Genomic DNA, 25,616 nt, shown 5'->3' with positions numbered 1-25,616 from the left:
ACCCCGCGTTGTGACAGAAATACTCGTCGTCGATGATGATCCCGAGATCCGAAGCTTGCTCAAGACGTGCTTCGAGCGGGAAGGTTACGACGTCATTGAAGCGCCTGATGCCAAGAACGCTCGTGCTGCGCTAGAGCGCGGCACCATTAGCCTGGTAACGTTGGATCTGACGCTCGGCCGCGATGATGGTCTCAGTCTCGCGCGAGAAATCCGGGCGTCCTGTGACGTGCCGATCGTGATGCTTTCAGGCAAGGGCGATACGGTCGATCGCATCGTCGGGCTGGAGGTCGGCGCCGACGATTACATTGCGAAGCCGTTCAGTCCGCGCGAGGTCCTGGCGCGCGTGCGCGCGGTGTTGAGACGGAGGGAGGGCGGCAATGCGCCGGCCGCTCGACCGGCTTCCGCGCATGAAGTTTTCCGTTTCGGCGGTTGGACGCTCGACATAACAAGCCGTGAACTCAAGGGGCAATTGAGCGAGCGCCGCGAGTTGACGACAGCCGAATTCAATTTGCTCGAGCTCTTCGTGCGGCACGCGCATCGGGTGCTGTCGCGAGACGAAATTATGGATCTCCTCAAGGGGCACGATTACTCGCCACTCGATCGCTCGATCGACGCGCTCGTCAGCCGGTTGCGCCGAAAAATCGACGACGAGACGGATGCCGAGCACATCAAATCGATCCGCGGGGTCGGGTATATGTTCGCGAGCGACGTTCGCCGGACCGTCTAGGCTGTCAGTCGCGCAGCGATGCTTGGCGGGCGGCCTTCTTATCGATCGTCGCGCGCAACATGCTGGCGAGCTGTTTCTGCGTATATGGCTTGCGCAGAATTGGCCAGAAGGTGTCGGCTTCGCTCTTGCCGGCTGCTTCATCGGCGAAGCCCGTCGTCAAAATGACCGGTAGATCCGGCAGGCGGGCCGAGATCCAGGTAGCGAGTTCAATACCCGTCATTCCGCCCGGCATTATGATATCGGTGAATACTGCGCTGACCTGTTGGCCGTTTTCGAGCGCGGCCTTCGCCTCGACGCCGCTCGCACACTCGACCGTATCATAACCGAGCCGCTTGAGCCGGTTTACGGTCAACTGGCGAACGTCGCGGTTGTCCTCGACAACCAGGATGCATTCGCCGCTCGCATGCGGTTCTGTCGCGAGAGATAACGTCTCGTCGTGCTGCGCGGCCTCTTCGTCGCAACGGGGCAAATACATATTTACGGTCGTGCCGACGCCTGGCTCGCTGTTGATCGTGATATTGCCGTTCGACTGCTTGATGAAACCATAGATCGTGCTGAGGCCAAGGCCTGTGCCGCGTCCTATGGACTTGGTCGTGAAAAAGGGTTCGAACACGCGGCTCAAAACTTCCTTGCTCATGCCAATACCGTTATCGGAAACGGAAATGCGCACATAATCTCCGGCTTTGAGCGAATCATCGAGGCCCGTCTCTCCTTCCTGCAGAACGACATTGTCGGTTCGGACTGCCAGGGTGCCGCCTTCCGGCATCGCATCGCGTGCGTTGATGGCGAGGTTCAAGACTGCCGCTTCGACTTCTCCGGCGTCGGCGCGGACGAGCCATAACGGCGACGCGAATTGGGTGCGGAGTTCGATCATATCACCGAGGGTGCGACGGAGCAGTTCCGTCATGGTGCGCACTTGGTCGTTCAAGTTGATGACCGCGGGCGCGAGATGGCGCCGGCGTGCGAAGGTCAAGAGGCGTTTTGTGAGCCGCGCGCCAGAATCCGCCGCTCGCGCTGCCCGATCGAGAAGATCGCGATCTTGCTCGCTCAAAGGCTGCTCTTCGAGAAGCTCGAGGTTGCCCGAGATGATCGTGAGCAGATTGTTGAAGTCGTGAGCGATGCCGCCGGTGAGCTGTCCGATGGCTTCAAGACGTTGCGATTTGACCGCCGCCTCTTTGTTTTTGAGCGTTTCCGTGACGTCCCGGAAGACGCTCACTCGGACACTCGGCCTCGCATGTTGATCGGTGACCTGAGTAAATATCCCTTCGGCCGGAAAAGTGCTGCCGTCTTTCCGGCGTAACATCACGGAGAGATTGAGATCCGGTGCTCGCTGGATCGATCGAGAAATATCGAATTCGATCTGGGGAAGGCTCTCGGGATCTCCAAACAAACTCGCCCATTCCATACCGGTCGCCTCGGCCAAGTCGTACCCGAAGATTTTCGTCGCGGCGGGGTTGAAGAGAAGGATTTTTCCGGCCGGTGACGAGATGACGAGCGCTTCGGGGACGTGCTCGAAGACCGTTTCGAATAGGCGCGACTGACGATCCACCTCTTCCTGCAGCTCGGCGCGGTCGCTGAGATCGTTGATGATGCCGGAGAAGAAGCGCCGGCCGTCCACCATGAATTCGCTGACGGCCAAATGGATCGGGAAGATGCTGCCATTCTTCCTTTGGCCTTTGACTTCGCGGCCGATGCCGATGATGCGCTTTTCGCCTGTCTTGACGTGCCGGCCGATATAATCGTCGTGCTCCGCGCGATAGGGCTCGGGCATCAGCATTTTAATATTTTGGTTGAGCATTTCATCGGCGCGGTAGCCAAACATCACTTCCGTCGCCGGATTGACGCTTTGGATATGGCCGGTGTCGTCGATCGCCAAGATGGCGGAAACCGCGGAATCCAGAATCGCCTGGAGCATGGATGACCTTGGGATTATTGCTTGGCTGATCTGCACCTTACTGCCTCGGCAAGCGGCAATCCAGCTGACGACGCCGGATCAGAGCGTCGCAAAATATTCGGTGTGAGGCGGCTCAGAACTGATCTCGATCAAGGTCCGAAGGGCGCAGTCGCCGCAAAATGGCCTCCGAAACTGGAGCCTTTACGCCCTTGGCCGAACAAACAGGAACATCATACTTCGACGAGGACCATCCTGGGGCAAGGTTTCTTGCTGACCATGCCCTACAACTCGAAGTTTGCCGTGGGCTGCTCGCGCTCGCGGACGGCCTGCCGAAAACAGCCGACCACAATCTCACTCAGCGCCTCATTGAAATATTCAACGCAGCTTGGCTGGGGCATATCCGCTTTCACGACGAAGTGATTTGTCCTCTTCTCAAACGCCGGCAGAGAGGGGAGCAATGCGGGTGCGCAGCGCTATTTGATCGTCAGCACAGCGAAATCCGTTTCGCCAATGATGAACTGGTGGAGACGCTTCGCGTCGCCGTGAATTGCGGGGCGGCAAGCGATACGTTGGCGTATCTTTTGCGGCATGTTTCTGAGCGCAGGCGGGATCACATCGAGGCGGAACACGTTTTACTTCTGCCTGTCTTGCGTGAGGCCCTTGCTCCGATCGAACGTAAAACGTACCTCGAATGGGCCGCGGCCAATCCGTTGCCGTTTGCCGGGCTTGGACTGGACAATGAATCCGGAACATTTTTGAGCTTCAGGGAATTGCGGAAATGAAACCGACGCGCACCTGGATTCTTATCGCGGATGGCGCTCATGCGCGGATGGTTGAGGCCATCGGCAAGGGGCATGGCCTTCATGAAGTGGCGGGAACGGAAACGCGGTTGCACATTCCGCCAAGCCATCTTTTGGGTAGAGCAGAGCCGGGCCGGGTTCATGAATCCGTCGGCTACACGCGGCACGCCATCGAACCCAGAAGCGACCCGCACGATTCTCTGGAGGTTCAGTTCGCCGATCAACTTGCCGATCACCTTCGCCAGTACGTGGAGATCAACGCCTTTGACAGGCTCGTGATCGTGGCACCACCAACAATGCTTGGCTATCTCCGCAAGCGCTTGGCAACGGAGGTCACATCGAAGGTGATTGCCGAGGTCGACAAGGACCTTACGAAGGTTCCGAACGGCGACGTCGCTTCGCACCTCGAAAATGTCGTTTATCTATAGGCGTGCAATACGCCTCTTGATGCGCGAAATCCGGCGCGGCAGGAGCGGCTTCCAACTTAGAGCTGCTGAATGGATTTGAGGTAGTCTTTCAGCTGAATTACGGCTCGCCGGGAGAACGCGCCTCCGCGTTTGCCGCCACCGCCCTGGACGCTAAATACTTTGCCCCAGATCGGCATGTCGCGCGTTCCATGGGCGGCAACATCGCCCCCGTAACGAATAGTTTCGACGATGCGCTTGGCCGGGAATTTTCCGCCGGAGCGCTTGCTGATCGTCGTCAAGTCGGAGGGAGCAACCTTGAGCACGTCGGCAATCGGCCCGTTCCCTTTCCCGTCAGCGCCGTGGCATTGGGCACAATGCCCGGCAAACAAAAGTTGCCCCAAAGATGCTTCCGTCGTTGCCGGCGCTTTCGCACCGACTGCCGTTGCGGACGCCGTCGCGACGAGAATCGAGAGTGCGCCCATGATGATTCCAGCGTTGGCTCGCTTGGCGTTCGCGGGGGCGATGGTCGCCATCGTCTTACCTCCGGCTCAGTGGCCGCTGCAGAGGCTTATCAAAAGTTCGAACGCGCGGAGGAGAATGTTCGGGGCATGTACGCGATGAGGTGAATTCGATGGCCGGGATTTTACAATATGTGTTTCATTCAGCATCCTTGAAAACTTGACCGAAGAATTTTGGATCTGTCGATTGCGCCACGTCAATTGCAAATCAGCCGCGCCGCGCTAGGACTTTCATTGACTTGAACCCATGACTCGAACCCATGGAGATCTCGACGTGCCTATGTCCGATCAAACCGTCACTTGGCGCGTCAGGCCCATCAAACAGTGCGCCCCTGTTGCTGCCCGCCTATTGGCGATTGCCGCCGCGGCTTGTGCGTTCACGTCTCTGGCCCATGGTCAATCCAATGAAAACGAGCCCGTCCAGGAACCCGGCGCGATCCAAGCGAAGAAGCCCCATCCCGAAAACGGGCGCGCCGTCGCTCGTGCGCTATGCACGAACTGTCACTTGATCGGAGATCAGCCGAACTCGGCTGTGAACGCTGACGTGCCGAGCTTCGTAGCGATTGCCAACATTCATGACCAATCAGCCGAGCGCATATCGAATTGGTTGCTTAATTCTCATGGACCAATGCCGAACGCTCATCTCACGCGGAAGGAGCTTGGCGACGTCGCAGCATATATAATGTCACTGCGCCAACCCAAGCCGTAGCTTTATGGCGTTGGGAGCTGATGCGCTGGGTTATACCAAGCATCAGGGTCGTGTACGGTCGAAGGGGTGCTCATCGACTGCGTTCAGTCGCGCACACTCCGATCGGCATTCTTCAGCTTGTCGAAATTCTTGGCTTCATTGGCATTAATGAGGTGGCCGATCCGAGCGCTGTCGACATCTGCGCCGTCGAAATTTGCGCCCCGAACATTTGCGTCAGTTAAATCACTCGCGGCGAGCTCGGCTTTTCTCAAGTTGGCGTTTGTCAGGTCAGCTCCCCGGAGTGATGCGTACTCCATCATGACGCGAGCCATATTGGCGCCTTTGAACGATGATCCATCAAGATTGGCGCTCTTGAAGGCACCGCGCATAAGTCCCATCGATTGGTTTTTTTCGTCGGCCGACAGATCTGCTCCGTCGAACTTTGCATCCGTCACGCTGGCATTGCTGAAATCCGCCGCGACATGGGCGTTCGAGAAATCGGCGCCGTCAAGTTTCGACCCGCCGAACTGCGTCGCAAACAGGCTCGATCCTTTAAGCTTGGCTCCTGTCAGATTGGATTTCAGAGCCCAGGCTTGATCTAGTACGACGCCTTCAAGGTTGGCGCCTTTGAAATTGACGTTGTTGATTCTCGCGGACTGCAACTTGGTCCGCCTGAGGTCCATGCCTGAGAGGTCAAGGCCGTTCAGACTTTTGCCGCTGAGATCGAGAACTTCGGAACCGGAAAGCTTGGCCAGGCCGGATTCGATATCCGCTCTCGTCATCTCCGATTTCGTAAAGGCGGGAGAGGTCGTGTCGAGGCCGGTCATGTCTTGAGCGACCACAGCCGGCGGTACGCTGGCCATCGTCAAGATTGCTGCGCAGCTCGCAGCGATGAATTTCAACATCGAGACCATCGGGACAGCACGAGCGATCGAATGACCGCATCTTGGGCGCTGCACTGATAGATATGTACGCACTCGCCCCCAGCTCTTACAAGGGCGGCCCAAGACCAAAAATCATCCGTCAACACAGGCTATGAACGCGGGCCGCGGAGGACGTCCTTTCGGGGCAATTAGCCGACATCCGCTTGTCTCATCTGCCGTGGATCAACGCTTTGCCGCACGGGCAACGTTTGAGTCCGCTGTAACAAAGTCGCAACGGTAAAAGACATTCGCGAGGTTATTTCACTTCTGGGAATTAGTCCTATATCTCGGCGCCGTAACCCGCAGATATGAACAGAGCGTTAAAAGTACATCAGTTAGTGTGGGTCCTGGTATGTATCGACGTAGGCAAACGTCGCAAGTTCTAGCTCCGTGACGGCCTGACGGGCCGTAGCCGGAACTACTCGAGAACAATCAGTCAATAAGCGCCGTCCGGGATCGTCCGGCGGGAGGGGGAAGTCATGTCTGTGTCAAACCATCTGGCGCGCTACGCGCCGCCGAAAGTTCTGCTGGCCTCTCTCGCGGCAGCCCTCAGCATGGGTGTGTCGCATCAGGCGCTGGCTGCTTGCGCCGGATCTGTCGCTTCGCCGAATTCGAACGCGGTGACCGTGCTCTGCAATAATGCCGGTGGGGACCCCAACGCCAATTTGACCGTCAACGACAATACGACCTTCGTGGACACCACGACGAAGGCGTCGGGCAGCAATGTGCTGCTGCAATTCGATGGGCACGGACGCGAACTCATCAACAATGGCACCGTTACAAACGACCGGATCATCAACGGCGGCACGGGACGCAATCACACCGCCGTCGTGATGGGTGCATCGACCATAAACGCTGGCAACGGGACGACGTTCAACAGCGTGACCGCCGGCTCGACGACGACGACGATCAAGCTCGGCCCGACGGTCAACACGGCCTGGGTCAATCAATCGATCATCTTGGGCTCCTACGACGGCGACGACTTTGCCGCTGGGCAATCATTCGTCATCCAGTCGGTCGATACAGTCAACAATACGGTCACTGTAACGGGCGTGGTGCCGTCGACCTATACCGGTGCCGGCGATCAGCGTTATTCGATCGTTTCCAACTACGGCGCCACCACCGTCGTTAACGGGGTCGCGTATAATAACGTCATCATCAACAACGGCTTGATTTCGAGCAGCATCAAGGGCGCAGAGATCACTGCCAACCAGACAGGTGCGTCGCCCAGCATCACCTCGGGGTCCAATACCGGTACGGTCAAAGGGGTGACCACGTCTGTCGCCGGAACCTATCTCATTCAGAACAACGCCAACGGAACGATCAAGGCGACGCACGACGGCATCGGCACGACGACCGCCGTCGAAGCCGGCGGTCAGGTCACGAGCCTCACGATCGAAAACTCGGGCAAGATCATTGCCGAACGCACGACGGCCCTAACGCTCGCTGCGGTGACGGCCACGGCGGCGCCGACGGCAACGGAGGCCAATTGGCCGGGGTTCAGCACGCAGAACGTCTCGCTTGTGACCGGCGTCTATTCGGAGGAAGAGGCGCAATCGATCACCGTCAACAACCGCGCGGGCGGCCTTATTCAGGGCAAGGGTGACTACACCGGCGCCCTCTATCTCCGCGCCGAAGAGCAAAGCGTCACGAACTACGGCACCATCGAGCACGTGTCATCGGCGGGCGGAACCGATTACAGCAAGGGATATGCAATCGCCTCGGTTTCGAACGGTGGCGAAATCCGTGAGCTTGAATTCACTAACTACGGCACCGTCCACGGCGATATTCTCTCCGTCAACGGCAACGCCCTGCGTTGGTATGCATTGAGCACTTCGGGCATCGGGTCCGTCGACAGCAGACTGCTCATCAACAGCCATACCGGCCAGGCCAACAGCGAGATCGAGAACAAGGCGTCCGGCACGATCATCGGAAACTTCTGGTATAGTAACGGCGAGCACGAGCTCGAGAACGAAGGCAAAATCGTCGGCAACATCGACGTCGATCAGAGAGACACGACTTACGGCACCGTATCGGGGTCCATCGTGACCGTTCTCTCGGGTGACGACGACAGCCCGGGGCCCTCGAACAATACCAGCCAAGGCGCCGGATTCACGATCCGTGGTGACAAGACGTTCGAGTTCGAGAATAGCGGCAGCTTCACCGGCAATCTCACCATCACGAACGCGACCAGCACGATCACCAATGGCGTCTACGGTTCACAGACGATCAATAAGACCGTTGCCAGCGACAACAGCATCGAAAACAGCGGCAAGTTCGACGGCAACATCACGATCAAGGACGTTGCCGGCGCGAAGAACACCGTCACTCTCGTTGACGACGGTTTCGGCCGCAAGGACGACGGTTCGGTAAACACCGCGACCGGCAACATCACCGCCACGACGGGCGCTGGCAACAACATCCTCAATCTTGAGGGCACAGGCACGCTGCGTGGCGACGTATCGAAGTTCACCACCTTGAATCTTGCCGCTAGCGATGACGCAGGCGGCGGTGACGATGACGACGATGATGATGATGCACCGGCGGCCTCCGGCGGTCCGAACTGGACGTTCGCCTTCGGCAAGACGTTCGAGTTCCTGTCTGCTGCAAACATCGACGCGGGTACACTGAACGTCGAAGGAACCCTGAAGACGCCGATCACCAATATCGGTGAGGAAGGCACGCTGAAGGGCACTGGCACAATTCAGGGCAACGTCCTGAACAAGGGCACGATCGATCTCGAAGACAACACGCTTCACGTTGTCGGCAACGTCACGCTCGACGACGACTCGAAGCTCGCGACGACGATCACGAACAGCGGTAATGGCGTTCTCGCCATCACCGGGCACCTGAATGCCGATGACGACGCGACCGTTGTCGCGAACCTCGAGCGCGTTGTTTGGTCGGGCGAGGAGTTTACGATCGCAACCACGACGACCGGAATCTCGGGGCTGCCCGAGGTCGCAGAGACTGCACTGATGCATTGGGACGCTAGCGTCGTCTCCAATAACCTGATCATTACCGCCGACGTGGTCGATGCCAACGAGATCGAAGGCATCTCCAAACCGGGGGCGAGCGCCATAAACGCTCTTCTTGGCTTCGACAGTGAGCTTGGTCTCGCCATGCTTGGCGTCGAGGACGAGGGCGACGTGAAGAAAGCCGGCAATCAGCTTGCGCCTGAAACGAACTTCGCAACCCAGCAAGCGGCGATTGCGCTCAACAGCGCGGTCGGGCAGCACATCGATATGCGCCTCAACGCGGTTGGAGCCACCGGCGGAGCCCCGTCCTTCGCATCCGGACCTTCCGGGCTCGGCATGAAGCAGCCGTCTGACCCGAACCGTTCGAACCTCGGCGGTGGTCTCAAGGACGATGACGACTTCGTTGCGCCGCGCAGTGCAGCACTCTGGGGCCAAGCCTTTGGTGCCGGACTCAATCAAAACGGGCGCGAACAAGTCGACGGCTATGATGCCCGCATCTACGGCGCGCTTGCCGGCTACGACAACTGGATCTCACCAGGAGTTCGCGTCGGTGTTGCCGGCGGCTACGCGAATACCCGGATCAACGGCGACGGAGATACTTCGCAAAACCATACGGAAATCGACAGCTACTTGATCCAAGCCTACGGTGCGGTCAAGGGAGCCGGATGGTACGCGTCGGCGCGCACGGGCTTCACTTGGAATGATTACGACACGACCCGCGTTCTGACCATTCCCTTCACCGATAAGGCGGAGGGCAGCCATGACGGCGGTCAGTTCAACGCCTCGGTCGAAATTGGTGCTCCCATGCGTTTCGCCAGCACGATCCTTACGCCCGTCGCATCGCTAACGTATTCGCGGCTTCACCAGAATGGCTATACGGAGAGCAGCGATGGCGGCATGGCGCTCGACGTTGCCAGCCAGGATAACGACTCGCTGGTGTCCGGCCTCGGTCTGAAGGCGCTCGTTCCAATTGCGAACGATACTGTCATCCAAGGCCGCGCTTTGTGGCTGCATGAATTTGCCGATGACGCACAGAACTTCACGGCTAGCTTTGCAGCGGGCGGCGGTACCTTCGCGGCAGGCGGACCGGCGGTTGGACGGGACACCGCAGCACTCGGCGTCGGTATGCTCGCTCAGATCAGCGCGGAATCGACGTTCGAACTGAACTACGACGCCAACGTTCGCGAGGATTACCTGGCGCACATCGGTTCAGCGCGCGTCGACGTCCACTTCTAAATCCTGGCCTCATTAGAGGCTCGGTCAATAAGGCTGGGGATCGCGTTTACTCGCGGTCCCCTTTTTTGTTCTCCGCACACGCGTCTCGCAGCATCTCGTCCGAGTGGCGCCCAACGGCTCAAAATTCATTTCCGATTTCGCCAGGAAACGGAGGCGTCAACTTGTCGGGTGGTAGGGTCGAAGACGGCGACGGAGAGCGGTTCAGAAAGCCAATCAACTTGCAGGAGCTTCCAATTCGGCTACCGCGACATCGCCGTCGGTGACGTAGTGGTTCACGTGCTTCGTGATCAGCTCGTCGCCGGTTTTATAGTTGGTCACTTTTCCGATGACGCCGCGCTTGCTCAATTCATCGACGATGAAGTTCCGTTCGGCGTTGGTGTCGGAGTCGGTCGCGTGCGTCATCTGAAACGTCATGCGCGTCAGAGATAAGCCGGTATCCTTGGTGCCGGCTCCCACCCAGAGCGCATGCTCATCGTCCGCCGGGCGCTCGTCGTTCAGCCAGAAGGCGGCTGAGTTCCAGTCCGTCTCGGCATCCGTGAGGTTTTGGGCCCAGAAGCGTACGTGGTGCCTCTTCCGCGGGCTGTTATCGATCGCTTTTTGAAATCCGATGTCCTGGCCGCGTCCAAAAAGATAGAGCGTGCTGAATGGCGCGGTCGGGTATGGCGTGTTGAGGACGAAAGCGCGAGCCATTCGCCACGAGCTGGCGATATCCAGCCGATCCGCTTCCACCCAACCCGCTGCCGCGAACGCTGCACGGAGCTGAGCCGCGGTGCCGGCCAATGCCAAGTTCACGGGGTCGCCTGGCAGTCCATCTCCCGTGATCGTAAAGCTCGGGACGTGTTGACGTTGAAGAATTTTCAGACCCATCCGGACGGCGCGGGGGAGAATGAGATATGCGCCGATGACGTACGTGGCGCTCACGGCGAGGATCCACGGCAGTCTGCGGTCGACCAATTCGAAGACATCCACAATCAGCCAGACGCTCAAGACGCCGAGGCCGAAAATAGCTATCCGCTGCAATGTGCGAATTGCTGATCGCATATTCTTTCCCGCCTCTGCCGCTGCCAGCCGCGCCTTGCGATCATTAATTCGATGCGCGGATGCGGGATGCAATCAAATTTGACTGTTCGAACGAAGAGTGCGGTGGGGCTCCGCTTTCTGCCGCGTGTGGCAGTTTTTCGGCATTGACTCGTTATCGTCGATTGTGTGCTTATGGCGATGTGACGGTTCCATCGGGGTGAAGTGACCCAGGTGGTGAAAATGGGAACGCGGTGCGACACCTTTGGTGTCAATGCCGAGACTGCCCCCGCAACTGTAAGCGGCGAGTCCGCTCCGAATGTACCACTGACGGTCTCCTTTGAGATCCTCGGGAAGGTCGGAGAAGACGCCTGAGCCGTGAGTCAGGAGACCTGCCGCCACAAGCTGCCCATCTTCCGCGCGTGGGGCGCGGCAGGACGGAATCCCGTAGCGGCGGCTGATGTGTTAACCGGTGGTGAGCCACATCAGATTATGCAGGTTGTTGCGCTGAGCGGATGAGATCCTGCGCGCGAACGTTGTTTGAACGCGGCCTTCGGGTTCGTGAGCGATGACGTGTGCGCGTTCCACTTGGCCTTCGCGGTATACCTGATCGGCGGATCCACCCTCATCGTCTCACGACGGGGGTCATCATGCTACGAGCCTTCATGCGCCGCACGTCAGGTGCGGTACTTCTCTGCACGTTCTCTGCAATTTCTTCGCTCGAGGCTGACGCTCAGGTGTCGGCGTCGCCGAATACCGAGCTTCCGGAGGTCACCGTGACATCCGGTACGGATGCCATGCCGAAGAAGAAGGCGCCGGCGGCTGCTCAACAAAGTTCGACGCCTCAGAATTCCGGCGGAGGAGCGAGCGGTACGGCGCGCGGCGCCGATCATTCGGGCGTGGCTGTTTCGCCGACCGGCATTACCTCGCCCGTCGAGCAGATTGCAGGTTCCGTCACCGTCATCACATCCAAGGAAATTCAAGCGCAACAACGGCGCACGCTGCCGGACGTTCTGAAAAGCGTGCCGGGTCTCAATGTCGTGCAGACGGGCGGCCCTGGCGGCCGGACTTCCATTTTCATGCGCGGAACAAACTCCAATCACACAAAGGTATTGATCGACGGCATCGACGTCAGCGATCCGAGCAGCTCGAATCGAGCTTTTGATCTCGGCCAAATGCTGACGACGGATATCGAACGCGTTGAAGTGTTACGCGGACCGCAGAGCGGCCTTTACGGCGCGGACGCAGTGGGCGGTGTCATCGTCATTTATACGAAGAAGGGCGAGGGGCCGCCCAAGGCGACTGGAATGGTCGAAGGTGGCTCCTTTGGAACGTTCAACCAGGCGACGAGCATCAGCGGCGGGACGGACCGCTACAATTACTCATTCAATGTTTCGCATTTTCGTGCCGACGATACACCCGTAACGCCGTTCGATCTGCTGTTGCCGGGCGATGAGCGCCACAGCAACCGTTATGACAATTGGACGTATTCGACGAAGATCGGCGTCGATCTGACCAAGGAGGTCGCGGTGAATTTCGTCGGTCGCTATACGGATGCGACCTTGCATTTCACCGGCGATGATTCCGGCTTTCCAAGTCACCCCAGTTCGACCATGTCGCGGTCGGATTACGATCAGTTCTATACGCGCGGCGAAGTCGTGTGGAAGGCGCTGGGCGGGAACCTGACCAACTTCTTCGGCGTCAATTACACCAATGTTCAAACGTTCAATCTCGATCCCACATGGGGTAACAGCTCCTCGGAAGGGGACCGGGTAAAATACGATTGGCGCAGCGTTCTTCGTGTCGCGCCCGGTTATACGATCGTGACCGGCGCGGAGCATCAGAACGAGCAACTCGATACGGCGGCGCTTTTCGCTGAGGAATGGAACAACGCGGCATTCGTGGAGCTGCAGTCGGAGATCTTCCGCAACTTCTTCCTCGTCGCCAACGTGCGGTATGATGACAACGAGAATTTCGGAGGTCACACGACGTGGCGCGTCGCACCGGCGTACGTGATCGACGCCACGGGCACGAAGCTGAAGGCCAGTGTCGGGACGGCATTCAAGGCTCCGACGCTGAGCCAGAGATTTCAGGATTCCCCGCCATACTTCTACGGCAATCCCGCTCTCGCGCCAGAGGAAAGCCTCGGTATGGATGCCGGGTTCGAGCAAGCCATTTTCGGAGGGAAGGCGCAATTCGGTGCGACGTACTTCTATAACGACATCACAAACCTGATCGATTCAAACGCGACGTTTGATTCCTATGTGAATGTCGGCAAGGCGAAAACGTCCGGTGTCGAGGTGTTTGCATCGGCCGACATTACAGAGAGCATCCGTGTTCGGGCCGACTACACCTATACGGAAGCGACCAATGAAGACAAACACACCCAGCTTCTCCGCCGTCCGCGCAACAAGGCGAGTTTGTCGGCGGGTTGGACGCCCTATGACCCACTCTTGCTGACCGCGTCGCTGGTCTACCTCGGCGAGGCGGCCGACATTGATCGCTCGACCTTCGCCGATGTCACTCTGCCGGGCTTCACGCTCGTCAACGTGGCGGCCGACTATAAGCTCAAGGAAGGCGTTAGCCTCTTCGGGCGGATCGACAATCTCTTCGACAAACACTACGAGAATCCGAATGGCTTCGAAGGTACCGGGATTGGCGCTTATGCCGGTCTTCGATTCACGAACTGAAATTCCGGCGAGAGGGCGGTCAAACGCCCTCTCGCTTCAGACGGCCTCTGTGCTATTAATCCGACAATACAGGAGACATCGAATGACCTTGAAGACGCTCACCAACGACAACGCCGCGACCGGGCTTTGGATCGCGTTGATCGCCGCGCTCAGCATCGGCGGCAGCTTGGCTTTTGCGTGCGCTGCGCCGCTCGCGGCCGTCGCCGCGCTCAGCATCGGCGGCAGCTTGGCTTTTGCGTGCGCTGCGCCGCTCGCGGCCGTCGCCGCGCTCGCAGGAACGAAAATGAAGAGCGGTGAAGGCGTCGCGTTGGTCGTGGTGGCTTGGCTTGCGAATCAGGTCGTCGGTTATGGAATTCTCGCCTATCCGATGACCGCGGACTCGTTCGCTTGGGGCGCCGCAATCGGCGTTGCAAGCATTGTTGCGTTCTTGGGAACGCGCGTCGTCTCGATCGCTACGGGCTCATCGCCACTCGTTCTTGCCGGTGCGTTTCTCGCAGCTTTCGCTGCATACGAGGCGGCGCTCTACGGAGCCGGATTTGTTCTCGGATCTTCGGATGAGGCGTTCTCCACGGCGGTTGTGGAACGCGTCTTGATGATCAATCTCGTATCGTTCGCCGGTTTGCTTCTGCTGCATCGCGCGGCGGTCGCGATGTCGTTGATCCGGTCTGAAAATGCGGTGCCGGCAATAGCTTAAATCCTAGCCTTCTGCGCTGGCGGCGAGCTGCATGGCCTCCATATCCTGGAGCCATGTAGCTATGCCGTCGCGCATTGCCTTGTAAACCGCCGCTCCGATAGCTTCGCCGACGGCCGTATGCATCCCTGCAAACCGCGCGGAGCCGCCAAGGGGCGCCGCCACGACGATGCAGTCGGTGCCGGTTCCCGTAATTGCCACGCCTGATCGGCGCACTCCAGAGTCGAGAATAGCGGCCGTTCTTGCTTCAGCTGCAATCGTGATCGCTTCGATCAATGCCGCTTCGGACAGCGGCTTTGATATATGCACCATGGTGTTGATCGTTCCTACGATTGTCCGTGCTGTGGCGAACCGCTGACCTACTCTCTCGCCATTCGAAAGTCCGACGGTGGTGACGCACGTCGCGACATTGTCCTCAACCGCGACTTGCGACATGTGATGCCTGCTTACGTCGCGCGACGTGATGAGCGATACCGCTTCGTCCAGCTTGGCTTTTCCGATGCGGCTGACAATGATCTTCTCGGCGTCCTGATCGGCAGGTAAATCGGCATCGCGGATTTCGATCCAGGCCACTTGCCGAGCAATTTGAAATCCCGGCCTTGTGAGCGACCAACTCAGCATTTGCTGAGGCTCATGGAAACTTGCGAGCAGGAGCCGTTGTTTGTGCGAGAGGCCAAAAGGAAGGCTTGGAAGGTCCGCGGCGTAGATTCCGGCGACCCGTCCGGACGCTTCCTCTATTCGCCTCATCGACTATCGTACCTCGGGGTCTATGCGCGCCTGTGCGGATGCGAGGGTATCCACCGCAGGATCGCACTGTGCTTTGTGTTGGATTAGCCGTGGTTCCAGCCATTGCCAAGCGTCGAGATGTCTCCACGCCGTGCAGGGTCGTGATCGAACGCCGCTAGACGATCCAAACGCCGAGGCGCCGGCGGGCCATCAGCACTCCGACTGCGGCGGTAACGATCGCCTCGAACGCGTTGAACAGAGCTATCCCGAGAAGAAGCCCTTGGGACGCGAGAACGATCTTGGCGGCGGTGCCCGCGGCGATAATGCAGATGCGCGCGCGTGAGTATTCGCGCTCCATCCCGCACATCGGAGCGACGAGGCTGTGCAAGCCGCCGATTGCGGATACCAGAGGCCCGAGCGCAAGTACTGGAAGAAGGATCGCGTATTCCGCGAATTCAGGGCGGAATATCGACATGATCTCGGTACGAAAGATCAGCAAGACAACCGACAAGAACACGACGATCAAGCCAACGCCTCGAGAGATCTGTCGCGATAGCCTCACGATCTCGCGGGGATTTTGTTCGCTATATGCCAATGGAATGAGGGGCGCGCTGGTGATCGCAGCTCCATAGGGCAGCAGGTACAGAATCTGAATTGTCCTCTGGGCTGCGTAGTAGGCGCCCAGCTCGACACTCGATACCGAAGACATTATGCCGAGTACGAGAATGTCGATTTGCGTTCCCGCTTGGCTGATGAAATTGAGCGCAAAGAACGCAAGGCCGCTCGGTTTCGGATAATCCAACAGCGCGGCGGGATCGCCTTTCGGAGTTCGGTGCCAGGCACGCACCACAAACAGCGCCGATATTGCGATGGGGACGACGTACCCCGTCAGAAGCAGCCAGCCCAAGAGTGTCGCGGTGGGATGCACGCTACCGAAAGCCATGATTACCAGTCCCGCCGCCAAGATCAGCTTCCAGGCAATTTCCTTTACGAACACCGCTGGCAACGTATGTCCGCATCCCCGCTGAATTGCGAAGGTGAGCTCGTTCAATCCGCTCATGACAACGAGGCCGCCGAGGAGGCCAAGAATTTCAAAGTCCGAAGATCGAAGCGAGTGGTAGCCGTAGAGCATCCCCACAGCCGCGAAAAACAGCAGCCCTGCGCCCGCAATGATTAAGCTGCGTTTCAATAGCGGGCGAAACCCGTGATTTCCGCGTGCGACTACGAGGGGCAAGTCGCGAAGCAAAATAGACTCTTGCCCGATGGTTGCGACGCCGCCAAAAAGTGCTGCCGATGACATCAGCAAAATAAAATCGCTAAAGCCTTGCGTGGTCGTTGAGCGAGCCGCAAGCGCGATGATGATGTAGCCGAGCCCCGCGCCGCATATCCGCATGAACAGTGCGGTCGATTGCTCTATTCGCTCTCGAGAAACGTAGGTTGCGAGAAGCTTCCACTCTGCGAAAGACGAATATTTCGCGGTGCCCATGTGCCCTGCTGCGCCGTTGGGTTGAGAAGCCTATGGCCTACCGAATGAGGAACGTCGCCGTGACAATGACTTGATGCGCATCGATGAGAATGCGCATTGGTGGGATGAGCAACGGGACATTTGCGCGCTGCTCGTATCAGCCAGGCCTAGTTGATCGCAGTGACGCTTCGCTAACGATCCGCATGCGGTTCATTGTGGTCATGGTGATCGAATGTCCCAAAGACCTGCGTCAGCTATGCACGGTTACATTCGTTTTTCGGGGAGTTACGGTGATTGCCGGTGGGCAGCGCGTTTCGTAGTTATCTAAGCGAGTAGCTGCCATGGATGCCTACTCAAAGCCGCCACTTCGCGTGCTGCATGTTGTCCGCCAGTACCCCCCATCGGTCGGAGGTCTGGAGGAATATGTAAGGCAACTTGTCGAGAAGCAGTCCAGCTCCTCGCGCGTCACGGTCCTAACCCTGGACCGCTTGTTTGGCACGTCGCGCAAATTGAAAAAGGTGCAGCGGGTCAATCGTGCGATTGTCGTGCGCGTGCGATACGTCGGCTTCAGCCGCTTTTTCATTCCATTCCTATCTCCGAAATTATTGCGCAGATATGATTTGATTCATCTGCACTCTCTGGACCAATTCACCGATCTCATCAGCATCTATAGAAGGCTTGGCGTTCCGCCGCTGATTGTGACCTCCCACGGCCTCTTTTTTCACACGCACAAGTTCGACAAGGCCAAGGATTTCTACTTCAAGACAATTTCACGGGTGACGCTGTCGCAGGTGAAGAAGATTTTTGCAGTAAGCCGAAACGATCAGAGGAAGCTTGAAGAGATAGGCGTCAGGTCTGAGGTGTTGCCGAACCCCGTCGAGCCGTTTCCTTGGCTCTACGCTGGCGGTGATCACCTAATTTATTGGGGCCGGATTGCCGAAAACAAATCCGTCGATCGTCTTATTCCGTTTTTTGCGCACCTGATTGGAGCGGATAGCAGCAGAAAGCTTTTCATAGTCGGGCCAGGAACGGCCGCCGATATGGAGCGTTTGAACGTAGGTATTCGCGCCGCGAAATTGACGGACAACATTCATTGCCTTGGGTATCTCGATCGCGCCGAACTTCAGGCGTTGATCAAGGATTGCGGGTTCACGGTGTCCGCGTCGCAGTATGAAGGCTACGGATTGGTGCAGGTCGAGGGAATGTCGGCCGGGTTGCTGCCGGTCATGCAAAAGAATTCTGCTTTTGAAGAAATTTTCGAGCGTTCGGCGACGGGTTTGCTTCTTGATTTTACAGACGCCGAAATTGCGGCCGAACGGTTTCGCCAGTGGGAGAAGACACAGAATATTCGAGATCGAGAAGGCGCGCGCCGTTTTGCGTTGGCATGCGCGTGGCCTCCCGCCGCCGCTCGAATTGAAGCGACCTACCAGGATGTTCTTGCCGGGAAGGTTTAACGCCGAGGAGTTATGATGTCGCAAAGCGCTCTTCCACAGATCCCTCGCCGAACAATATTTGGTGTTCCGGTCGCGGTCCTCAGCAAGTCCGAAGCTCTGGACGTTATTGTCGATGGGCTCCGGACTTCCCGATCCATAAACGTGGCGTTTGCGAACGCAAACTTGTTGTTGAAGGCGCGGAGGGACCCGCTGCTTCGGCGTCAGCTCGATGGAATGCTTGTTTTGAATGATGGTCTGGGGGTCGATATTGCTTCGCGGGTTCTGTACGGCGAGCGGTTTCCTGAGAATTTAAATGGTACAGATTTAACGCCGGAACTGCTCAAGAGACTGCCTAAACGGACGCCGGTGTTTTTATATGGTTCTCGTCCGGCGGTCGTCAGCCGCGCCGCTGAGATCCTCCGTGAGAAATACCATTCCGAAATATGCGGCGTGTGCGACGGGTACTGCGATAACCCAGATGTGGCTGTAGACGCGATCAAGCGCGCGCATGCAAAAGTTGTCCTCGTTGCGCTTGGGAATCCGAAGCAGGAACAATGGATGTCGGAGAAGAGCTCGGCTTGCGGCGTTCTTGCTCTGGGTGTCGGCGGCTATCTCGATGTCGAAACCGGGCGCGTAAATCGCCCGCCGCGCTGGCTGCAGAACGCAAAGTGCGAATGGCTATTCCGGATAACTCAGGAACCGTCCCGGCTTTGGCGGCGATATACAATCGACGTCGTACGCTTCCTTGCGGCCGTTGCGTTCGATCGAATCACGGTCTCTTCGCCGTGGGGGAGGATGAGGCGTGAATTATGAGCGGTATGATTCGCATGTAGATATTCCATCCGGCGTGCTGACGCGAGAGGCCGTCGATAAGCTGATCGCCGCGATCATGATCGCAGCTCTCGTGTTCAACGCGGTGCTCGCAGCCATCAATGCACACGTTACCGCCGTGACGAATGGGGAGGTGATCGCCGCGGAGTTGCTGATATTTTTCTGCGGCACCCTTCTTCTGGTATTGACGCTCGCCCCTCATGATCGCCCTTGGCTTGCGCTCATGTGCCTGTTCATCGGTATCGGCTTGGTTCTAAGCCTATTTAGGGATGAGTTCGTTGCAAAGAATATCCGCGACGTGCTGTCGATACCCGTCTTCGTGATGCTCGGTTTGCGGTATTCGAGCAATCCGGTATCATTGTTTTCCAAGTTGCAATTCATTGTTGTTTTCTTTGCTCTCCTGGAGGTTGCCAATCCAGATCTCTTCTCAGACATCTTTGATGTCAGGAGTTACTATATAAATTCCCGCAACTTCGCGGCTGACGACTTCTGGAACTCGGATTCGTCTCTCTTCGTCAGTGCGACACGGCCGGGCGAACGTTTTTTTTCCTTTGTCGAAATTCACCGCGTCTCCTCGATATTTCTCGAGCCGGTTTCGCTCGGCAATTACGTTTGCATCATCGTCATCTTGCTTCTCTGCTTCTGGCCGACTCTTTCGCTGATCATGCGGGCCTGGCTTATCGTCTCGACTGTTTTTCTGCTGGTTGCCTGCGATGGGCGTTTTGCGGCAATCACTTCGGTCCTTATCCTGATTTGCGTGCCGCTGGCTTCCAAGCTGCCTTCGCGCGCATCAGTGTTCTATTTGCCGGCGATCGTGACACTCGGCGCGATCGGGGTTTATGCATTTCACCCAGATCCTCTGAGCGACGACTTTGGCGGTCGCGTCGCGAAAACGATGGCGCTTGCGGGAAATCTCAATTTTTACGATGTGCTCGGCATGGCCCAATGGAGCCAGATCGGCGACAATCTCGATAGCGGATTGACTTACCTGATCGTTACGCAAACGGCGCTCGGGGGATGTTTCGTCTGGTTGTTCACGACGCTCGTGGCCAGCGACCATGTTCCGGATCTGGAACTTCGGCTCCGCATTCGGCGTGCAACACATGCGGTCGCCCTTTTTATCGGGCTCAATCTTCTTGTCAGCTATTCGCTCTTTTCAATAAAATCCGCCGCGTTTCTTTGGTTCTTGTATGGAGCGGCGATCAAGCCGACGCCCGAAGATTATGCGGCTGGTGATTAGCTTCGTGATTGGTTCTCCTGTTTAGTTCTGAGCGGATTCGGTCGGCTCTGGGGAATGGGAGCGCTCAACTGTCAACACATCGCCGGGCTCGAGCGGCGTTCCCGCGTTCACCGGTATTTCTTCGCCTCGGCCTTGCTTCGCGATCGTGAAGTGCCCCTTGGTTGTGCGTAGCAGGCTGTCCGGCGTCGCCACTTGAGCTTCGAAGGCCAATCTCTTGGCAGTCGCGATTTTTGCTTTGGTATTATCTATTTCGGCGCGGGTTCCTTGGGTATCTCGATTGATGCGTTCGGCTCGTTGAACCAGCAAATCGAGTTTTGCTTGCTCGGTCTGGCTGATGTTCTGCTGTGCTTGCAAGACGAGCGTATTCATGCCCTGGATATTTCCTGACACTTGCGCGAGCGTGCGCTCGAGCAATTGCTTGCGGGGTTTCTGGGTCAAGCCTTGAGCCACGAGCCCTGTGACGCTTGCGAGTTCGTCTTGCACTGAGCGATATTGTTCCCGTTCACTTTCGATTTGCGCTTTAATCGAAGTGACCTCGCCCTCGTAGATTTCGTGAAAGCGATCGAACGTCGACTTGCGCTGTTCGAAGCTGTCGTTGTTCGTCGCGAAGATGCCTCGTTCCTCGGCGACGAGACGGGCTTCAGGCGAGGCGCTATCCAACTTGCTCCATTCGGATGGAAAGACCAAGTCCTTTGCGCCGCTTTGTTCCGCAGCTAATCTTATCTGGCGGGCGGCAAGTTGTTTCATGCGCGTCTGCAATACGTCGATGTCACCTTTTGCGGCTATCGCATCACGTTCGAGACGTAACGATGCGACGTCGACGAGGCGATAGTATCCGCCGGCGACGCTGACGGCCTGCATGACGGTCAGGCCCGGTTGGAAGGGAAAGGCGCCTGGGCTTTGCACATCGCCGAGAACGTAAAACGGGCGGAAAATGACGATTTCCGTTGTCGCGCTCGGAAGGTCGTTCAACTTCTGCCGCCGCTGTAACTCGGTTGCGACCTTGGTCGCGACCTGCGCAGCGGTGAGGCCTTTGACCGGAACTTCACCGACGAGGGGCAGGAAGATCGTTCCGGTCGCGGTGACGTTGAATTCGCCGGAGAGGTCCGGCCAGTCGTGAACGGCAATGCGAACTTTGTCGCCCGTGTCGAGGGCGTAGTCCGTTGCGAATAGCGGCGTTGCAGGTAGTGCGGTGAGAAGCAACGTCAGGCCAAATAAAGCACGCATGAGGGTGTTCGGCATTTTTATTCTCCCGCTGTCCATTCAATATGAGGGACTGTTGGAGTACCCTTTCCGACGTTGTCTCCGGGTGGCTCCATTCCGAGGCCTCTCGACGACGGATTGAACTTCCTTTTCGTGTGGGCTGATGCATGGGACTGCTGCATCGGCGAACGCCGCCGACGAAACATTTTGTCGCCGGCTTTATTGAGGAGCACGCCGATAAGCTTGGATCTTACGGGGCCCGCTGAATCCAAGATCATCGCCAGTTGTTTGGCTGAAGTTTTATTCCATTCGATGACGAGCAGCATTCCGTGCACGATCGGCTGAGCCTCACGGACGTCTGGAACCGGATCAAGGGGCGGCAGGTCGATGAAGATCCTGTTGTACTCACGCGCCAGTTCATTGAAGAAATTTTCGTTCGTCGCGCTCAGCAGCGAGCCGGGGCGTGAGCCGTTCTCGCTCGGCGGGTTGGGCAGAAATTCGAGGCCGGTCTGATCGCATGTCCAAAGTAAGTCCGGCAGATTGCGGCCCTCGAGCGCTTGGGCCAATCCGGCGACAGCTCCAGGTGAAAGCAATGCGGTAAGGCCGGCGCTATATGGATCCGCGTCGACCAGAAGGACTTTCTGATTTGCGACCGCCATAAGTCTCGCAAGATTGGCGGCGACGACAGATTTGCCTTCGCCGGACGAAGGAGAAGTAATGCCAATAATGATGGGATTGCTGTCTTGGTGCTCGAGAATGGCCGCTCGGGCATTTCTCAGCGTATGAACGAAGTGACTTTGCGGATTGTTTATCGCCCAAAGGAGGGACGGATCCGCTTCGACGATTTGGCGGTTCGTGTGTGGTGACCGCTTGCGTGATGCCAGTTTCGAGTACCACGGCGTTTTTTTCATGCAGGGCAGCATGCCGAAGCATTCCGCGTCACATACCCGTTCAACGGCCTCGCGCGTTGTTATCCGATTGTCGAACCAGTCGAGTGTAAACGCCAACGTGAAGCCGAAGACCAATCCCGATGCGAGCCCGAGGGCAAGGATAAACCCGTCTGGAAGTTGGTCTCTTTTCAAGGGAGGTGTTGCTTCGCTCACGACGCGAGCCGTTGTTCCGAGTGACGCGACCTTGCTGCGCAACCACGGGCTGACGGCGTTCGCGACGTCGGCGTTCGAACTCGCCTGATCGTCGAGGTATGCCTTGACCACTGCGTTCGTTATCTTCGCAGCCTTAACCGGATCGACCGACGTTGCGCGCACGTCAATCAGATAGCTTTCGCCGATGCGGCTCGCGTGTATCTTGTTTTGTAGTTTATCGAGGACCTGGGCTTCCCTCTTTTGCTCTGTTTCTGACGCAGATGTTTTCGGCAGGAATTCAGGGTCGTTGGTAAGGCCCAATGCTTTCATCGCATCGTGGGCGATTTTATCGGACAGCAGGATCGCTACCTGGCTCTGCAGCAATGGAGAACTAATCGACGATGTCGGGAGGATGGCTTCCTGGGGATTGAATTGAAGAATTCGATTGTCGATGACCAATCGAGACGCTGCAGTATAGCTCGATCCTCTCATTGATACGTAGACTGCAGCCATCGCGAGAAAGAGCGCCGGGAAAGCAATCAGAATGGTTCGGTGGCGCGAGACGGTATCCCAAAGAAATTGGCTCGAATGGGCGGTCGCCCTTCGCGCATCGTGGTTCCGAACCAGCATCAAAGCGCCTTTCTATGGCCGAGTGCTCAGGCAGTGCTTGGTCAGAGAGCGTTTGGCCCGAACAGGGCAAGAGGCGTGCGCGCCAAAATTTTGAGGTCCAACAGGAACGACCAGCGCCGTACATAGGCGCGATCGCGATTTACGCGCATCGAAATATCTTCGATGGTATTCGTGGGGCCGCGCAGGCCGGAGATCTGAGCCAGCCCGGTCAGACCAGGTCGAACGAGAAGTCGATCTGAATAGCGGGGAACGATACGGGCATAATGCTGGTCCATCGCAAGGGCGTGAGGACGAGGGCCAACCAACGACATGTCGCCCATCAACACGTTGAACAGTTGGGGCAGCTCATCAATGCTGGTTCGACGAAGCCATCGGCCAAGAGGGGTGACGCGCGGATCGGCGCTTCGCGCTTGAATGAAGGCGCCGTCGGATTCCTGCACCTTCATGCTGCGAAACTTCATTAATGTGAAAACCTTGCCATTCCGACCGAAGCGCTTCTGATGAAACACTGCAGGTCCGTCGGATTCGAGGCGTATGAGGAGCCCGATCAGAAGGAGACTTGGCGCCAGAAACGCTAGCAACGCGCCCGATACAATGATATCCAGAGAGCGCTTCAAGAAAGCGGTATTGGCCTTGTGGGCCCGCGCATGAAGCAGCGCTTGCACTCCGGACTCTGCGGAGATGGCAAGCTCACGGTGTTGAAATTGATCGTTAAGAAGAATTGTTTCGGCGTCAGAGACAGTGCGGAAATGCATGCACGCTCCTCCAAATTATAACTCAGCGCAGATCTGAGATCTGCACAGGTATTAGAAAAAATGAATTCCACTCAATCGTCGGTCAATTCTGGCGAACAAAAAAACGATCCGACGCAGGAACATATTCGTTCGACTGCAAATGCTGCCAATTCGTTGGCTCCTGCTCAGATCAGCAGGGGAAGAGCCCGATTGCTTGGGCTTCTATTCGTCGGAGGCGTGTCGCTCGTGGTCTGGCTTTTCGTCGCGCTGCTATTTTCTAAATAAGAAAAAATCCGTTCTCCGTTTTATGCTTTTCAGCGGAGGTTCACGGTGCACCGCAAAAACCTAAGCTATCAGCTGAAGAAGTGAAAGCTCGGCTAATGCGTCTTTTTGTCCGTGCGCGTCATAAGTTAGTGGATCGATCCTGAGGCATTACGCTTTCTCAGAATTTTCCCGCAGGGCGATTCACTGGCGCTTATTTGATTCAGTTTTACCGTGAGTGCTCTTGCGAAGCGAACTGTTCAGAAAACCTGTCCGCTTCGCCCGCCGGCATATTTTGCCGAGGATCATGCCGCCTGCGCGTGGTTCTCTTCGGGATCCGCCTACGAAGATCAAGGTCGTGGGACTTCTGTCATCGGCCTCCGGCCTCGGCCGCTCGGCGCGGCTCTGCATTCAGCAGCTTGAGAATTATGGCTGCGAAATTTCGACGAGCGACGTCGCGGGACTTTACTCTAGCGGGGATGATGTAACGTATCACCGTGGCTCCCCCGGCCTTCAAACGAATGTTTCGATATTTCATTTGAACGCGCCGATGCTGCTGCCCGGTATCATCACGGCAGGGCTCCGCTCCTACTACAATTCGTACAACATTGCGTATTGGGCGTGGGAACTAGAGTGTTTGCCGAAGGACTGGATCGACGCCATGCGGTTCGTCGATGCGTTCATGGTTCCAAGTCGTTTCTGTCAACGAACGATGCAACGCTACACGACGAAGCCGGTGCTTACGGTGCCTCATCCCATCCAGCTCGACATGGGCAATGTGGTTCGTTCGAAGCCGAAAGTCGGGACTTTCCGGGTTCTTTCCATTTTCAATTTGGGTTCCTCCTTCGAAAGGAAGAATCCGCTCGCGGTCATACGCGGGTTTAGAGCGGCATTCGGCGATGAAGACGGTGTCGAGCTTGTTCTGAAGACATCGCAGGGCAAGCGCTATCCGCAGGATCTCGCTGTGATCAAGAGCGAGATCGGCGCGAGCCGGAATGCGATCGTCATCGATCAAGTCTGGTCGGATGAACAACTCGCAGAACTTTATTGCTCTGCCGACGTCTACATCTCGTTGCATCGCTCGGAAGGTTTTGGGCTGACGATCGCAGAGGCGATACTTATGGAGGTTCCCGTTATCGCGACGGGTTGGTCCGGTAATGTGGATTTTTGCTCGCCAGACAAGCTGTCGGCAGTTGTGTACAAGCTCATTTCGTTTGCCGATGCCGATCCGGCGTATCACGGCGTATCCGACGCCGTTTGGGCGGAACCGTCCGTGGAAGCTGCGGCGCGCGAACTTCAAAAAGTGAGAAGCGATCCTGCCGGTTCAATTAAGCGGGCATGCGAGGCAAAGGCTGAGTTCCTGTCATATCTTGGTCAACATACTTATGCTGCGGCGCTGGACGCTTTGGTTCGCCGCAACGGCTCGTAGCTTTTGCGGTCCG

At 57.4% G+C, this 25,616-nt stretch carries 20 protein-coding genes and 1 riboswitch; of the genes, 11 read left to right on the top strand and 9 right to left on the bottom strand.

The window, feature by feature from the left end; all coding sequences use genetic code 11:
• Positions 1–10 precede the first annotated feature (10 nt).
• Complete coding sequence (locus tag AC1DK3_RS20810) at positions 11–727, top strand: response regulator (protein ID WP_477194145.1); 717 nt, start codon at positions 11–13, stop codon at positions 725–727.
• A 4-nt stretch (positions 728–731) separates the two neighbouring features.
• Here AC1DK3_RS20810 and AC1DK3_RS20805 read toward each other — a convergent pair whose 3' ends face one another.
• Complete coding sequence (locus AC1DK3_RS20805) at positions 732–2,642, bottom strand: hybrid sensor histidine kinase/response regulator (RefSeq protein ID WP_477194144.1); 1,911 nt, start codon at positions 2,640–2,642, stop codon at positions 732–734.
• A gap of 188 nt (positions 2,643–2,830) precedes the next feature.
• Here AC1DK3_RS20805 and AC1DK3_RS20800 point away from each other — a divergent pair, with 188 nt between their 5' ends.
• Together AC1DK3_RS20800 and AC1DK3_RS20795 are read left to right on the top strand one after the other, a co-directional pair.
• A complete protein-coding gene (locus tag AC1DK3_RS20800) occupies positions 2,831–3,403 on the top strand; it encodes a hypothetical protein (RefSeq protein WP_477194143.1) in 573 nt (190 codons plus the stop codon).
• The gene (locus AC1DK3_RS20795) at positions 3,400–3,849 is read left to right on the top strand and encodes a host attachment protein (protein WP_477194142.1); all 450 of its coding nucleotides are present in this window, start codon (positions 3,400–3,402) and stop codon (positions 3,847–3,849) included. The genes AC1DK3_RS20800 and AC1DK3_RS20795 overlap by 4 nt, the downstream gene beginning before the upstream one ends.
• A 56-nt stretch (positions 3,850–3,905) precedes the next feature.
• Here the strand turns inward: AC1DK3_RS20795 and AC1DK3_RS20790 are convergent, their stop codons facing one another.
• The gene (locus tag AC1DK3_RS20790; RefSeq protein WP_477194141.1) at positions 3,906–4,361 is read right to left on the bottom strand and encodes a c-type cytochrome; all 456 of its coding nucleotides are present in this window, start codon (positions 4,359–4,361) and stop codon (positions 3,906–3,908) included.
• A gap of 232 nt (positions 4,362–4,593) precedes the next feature.
• Between AC1DK3_RS20790 and AC1DK3_RS20785 the strand changes: the two genes are divergently transcribed.
• On the top strand, positions 4,594–5,055 hold the full coding sequence (locus tag AC1DK3_RS20785) for a c-type cytochrome (RefSeq protein WP_477194140.1): 462 nt from the start codon (positions 4,594–4,596) through the stop codon (positions 5,053–5,055).
• A gap of 83 nt (positions 5,056–5,138) precedes the next feature.
• On the opposite strand, the gene AC1DK3_RS20780 is transcribed toward AC1DK3_RS20785, so the two are convergent.
• Positions 5,139–5,939, bottom strand: a complete 801-nt coding sequence (locus tag AC1DK3_RS20780; protein ID WP_477194139.1) for a pentapeptide repeat-containing protein — start codon at positions 5,937–5,939, stop codon at positions 5,139–5,141.
• A gap of 497 nt (positions 5,940–6,436) precedes the next feature.
• On the opposite strand from AC1DK3_RS20780, the gene AC1DK3_RS20775 reads away from it, so the two are divergent.
• On the top strand, positions 6,437–10,171 hold the full coding sequence (locus AC1DK3_RS20775) for an autotransporter domain-containing protein (RefSeq protein ID WP_477194138.1): 3,735 nt from the start codon (positions 6,437–6,439) through the stop codon (positions 10,169–10,171).
• Between the two features lie 213 nt (positions 10,172–10,384).
• Here AC1DK3_RS20775 and AC1DK3_RS20770 read toward each other — a convergent pair whose 3' ends face one another.
• Positions 10,385–11,212, bottom strand: coding sequence for an LssY C-terminal domain-containing protein (locus tag AC1DK3_RS20770; RefSeq protein ID WP_477194137.1), 828 nt, complete (start codon positions 11,210–11,212; stop codon positions 10,385–10,387).
• 166 nt (positions 11,213–11,378) lie between these two features.
• Positions 11,379–11,602, top strand: a riboswitch (cobalamin riboswitch).
• Between the two features lie 236 nt (positions 11,603–11,838).
• On the opposite strand from AC1DK3_RS20770, the gene AC1DK3_RS20765 reads away from it, so the two are divergent.
• Both AC1DK3_RS20765 and AC1DK3_RS20760 read left to right on the top strand, forming a co-directional pair.
• Positions 11,839–13,878, top strand: coding sequence for a TonB-dependent receptor plug domain-containing protein (locus tag AC1DK3_RS20765; RefSeq protein WP_477194136.1), 2,040 nt, complete (start codon positions 11,839–11,841; stop codon positions 13,876–13,878).
• An 82-nt stretch (positions 13,879–13,960) separates the two neighbouring features.
• Positions 13,961–14,572, top strand: a complete 612-nt coding sequence (locus AC1DK3_RS20760) for a hypothetical protein (protein WP_477194135.1) — start codon at positions 13,961–13,963, stop codon at positions 14,570–14,572.
• 3 nt (positions 14,573–14,575) lie between these two features.
• Here the strand turns inward: AC1DK3_RS20760 and AC1DK3_RS20755 are convergent, their stop codons facing one another.
• Positions 14,576–15,316, bottom strand: coding sequence for an adenosylcobinamide amidohydrolase (locus AC1DK3_RS20755; RefSeq protein ID WP_477194134.1), 741 nt, complete (start codon positions 15,314–15,316; stop codon positions 14,576–14,578).
• 154 nt (positions 15,317–15,470) lie between these two features.
• Complete coding sequence (locus AC1DK3_RS20750) at positions 15,471–16,781, bottom strand: lipopolysaccharide biosynthesis protein (protein ID WP_477194133.1); 1,311 nt, start codon at positions 16,779–16,781, stop codon at positions 15,471–15,473.
• Between the two features lie 320 nt (positions 16,782–17,101).
• Between AC1DK3_RS20750 and AC1DK3_RS20745 the strand changes: the two genes are divergently transcribed.
• The 3 genes from AC1DK3_RS20745 (at position 17,102) to AC1DK3_RS20735 (ending at position 20,264) form a co-directional block, all read left to right on the top strand.
• Positions 17,102–18,214 carry a glycosyltransferase family 4 protein gene (locus AC1DK3_RS20745; RefSeq protein ID WP_477194132.1) on the top strand — a complete coding sequence of 371 codons (1,113 nt, stop codon included), beginning with the start codon at positions 17,102–17,104 and terminating at the stop codon, positions 18,212–18,214.
• A gap of 222 nt (positions 18,215–18,436) precedes the next feature.
• On the top strand, positions 18,437–19,006 hold the full coding sequence (locus tag AC1DK3_RS20740; RefSeq protein ID WP_477194131.1) for a WecB/TagA/CpsF family glycosyltransferase: 570 nt from the start codon (positions 18,437–18,439) through the stop codon (positions 19,004–19,006).
• Complete coding sequence (locus AC1DK3_RS20735) at positions 18,996–20,264, top strand: hypothetical protein (protein ID WP_477194130.1); 1,269 nt, start codon at positions 18,996–18,998, stop codon at positions 20,262–20,264. Before AC1DK3_RS20740 ends, AC1DK3_RS20735 begins: the two co-directional genes overlap by 11 nt.
• A 21-nt stretch (positions 20,265–20,285) precedes the next feature.
• Here AC1DK3_RS20735 and AC1DK3_RS20730 read toward each other — a convergent pair whose 3' ends face one another.
• From AC1DK3_RS20730 to AC1DK3_RS20720, 3 genes are read right to left on the bottom strand one after another with little or no spacing between them, the layout of a single operon-like run.
• Entirely contained in the window at positions 20,286–21,506 is a 1,221-nt protein-coding gene (locus AC1DK3_RS20730; protein WP_477194129.1) for a polysaccharide biosynthesis/export family protein, read from the bottom strand.
• 2 nt (positions 21,507–21,508) lie between these two features.
• Positions 21,509–23,179 (bottom strand): nucleotide-binding protein, encoded by a 1,671-nt coding sequence (locus tag AC1DK3_RS20725; protein ID WP_477194128.1) that lies wholly within the window; start codon positions 23,177–23,179, stop codon positions 21,509–21,511.
• A gap of 41 nt (positions 23,180–23,220) precedes the next feature.
• A complete protein-coding gene (locus AC1DK3_RS20720; RefSeq protein ID WP_477194127.1) occupies positions 23,221–23,934 on the bottom strand; it encodes a sugar transferase in 714 nt (237 codons plus the stop codon).
• A gap of 598 nt (positions 23,935–24,532) precedes the next feature.
• Between AC1DK3_RS20720 and AC1DK3_RS20715 the strand changes: the two genes are divergently transcribed.
• Complete coding sequence (locus tag AC1DK3_RS20715) at positions 24,533–25,603, top strand: glycosyltransferase family 4 protein (RefSeq protein WP_477194126.1); 1,071 nt, start codon at positions 24,533–24,535, stop codon at positions 25,601–25,603.
• The last annotated feature ends 13 nt before the right edge of the window (positions 25,604–25,616 follow it).

Source organism: Hyphomicrobium sp. 01T421, assembly GCF_056398805.1.
This window is presented reverse-complemented; position numbering and strand designations above follow the sequence as displayed.

Excerpts from the sequence above, each read along its gene's own strand:
- AC1DK3_RS20805 (WP_477194144.1), bottom strand. The coding sequence starts at position 2,642 with ATGCTCCAGGCGATTCTGGATTCCGCGGTTTCCGCCATCTTGGCGATC.
- AC1DK3_RS20795 (WP_477194142.1), top strand. The coding sequence starts at position 3,400 with ATGAAACCGACGCGCACCTGGATTCTTATCGCGGATGGCGCTCATGCG.
- AC1DK3_RS20790 (WP_477194141.1), bottom strand. The coding sequence starts at position 4,361 with ATGGCGACCATCGCCCCCGCGAACGCCAAGCGAGCCAACGCTGGAATC.
- AC1DK3_RS20785 (WP_477194140.1), top strand. The coding sequence starts at position 4,594 with ATGACTCGAACCCATGGAGATCTCGACGTGCCTATGTCCGATCAAACC.
- AC1DK3_RS20780 (WP_477194139.1), bottom strand. The coding sequence starts at position 5,939 with ATGTTGAAATTCATCGCTGCGAGCTGCGCAGCAATCTTGACGATGGCC.
- AC1DK3_RS20775 (WP_477194138.1), top strand. The coding sequence starts at position 6,437 with ATGTCTGTGTCAAACCATCTGGCGCGCTACGCGCCGCCGAAAGTTCTG.
- AC1DK3_RS20770 (WP_477194137.1), bottom strand. The coding sequence starts at position 11,212 with ATGCGATCAGCAATTCGCACATTGCAGCGGATAGCTATTTTCGGCCTC.
- AC1DK3_RS20765 (WP_477194136.1), top strand. The coding sequence starts at position 11,839 with ATGCTACGAGCCTTCATGCGCCGCACGTCAGGTGCGGTACTTCTCTGC.
- AC1DK3_RS20760 (WP_477194135.1), top strand. The coding sequence starts at position 13,961 with ATGACCTTGAAGACGCTCACCAACGACAACGCCGCGACCGGGCTTTGG.
- AC1DK3_RS20755 (WP_477194134.1), bottom strand. The coding sequence starts at position 15,316 with ATGAGGCGAATAGAGGAAGCGTCCGGACGGGTCGCCGGAATCTACGCC.
- AC1DK3_RS20750 (WP_477194133.1), bottom strand. The coding sequence starts at position 16,781 with ATGGGCACCGCGAAATATTCGTCTTTCGCAGAGTGGAAGCTTCTCGCA.
- AC1DK3_RS20745 (WP_477194132.1), top strand. The coding sequence starts at position 17,102 with ATGGATGCCTACTCAAAGCCGCCACTTCGCGTGCTGCATGTTGTCCGC.
- AC1DK3_RS20730 (WP_477194129.1), bottom strand. The coding sequence starts at position 21,506 with ATGCCGAACACCCTCATGCGTGCTTTATTTGGCCTGACGTTGCTTCTC.
- AC1DK3_RS20725 (WP_477194128.1), bottom strand. The coding sequence starts at position 23,179 with ATGCTGGTTCGGAACCACGATGCGCGAAGGGCGACCGCCCATTCGAGC.
- AC1DK3_RS20720 (WP_477194127.1), bottom strand. The coding sequence starts at position 23,934 with ATGCATTTCCGCACTGTCTCTGACGCCGAAACAATTCTTCTTAACGAT.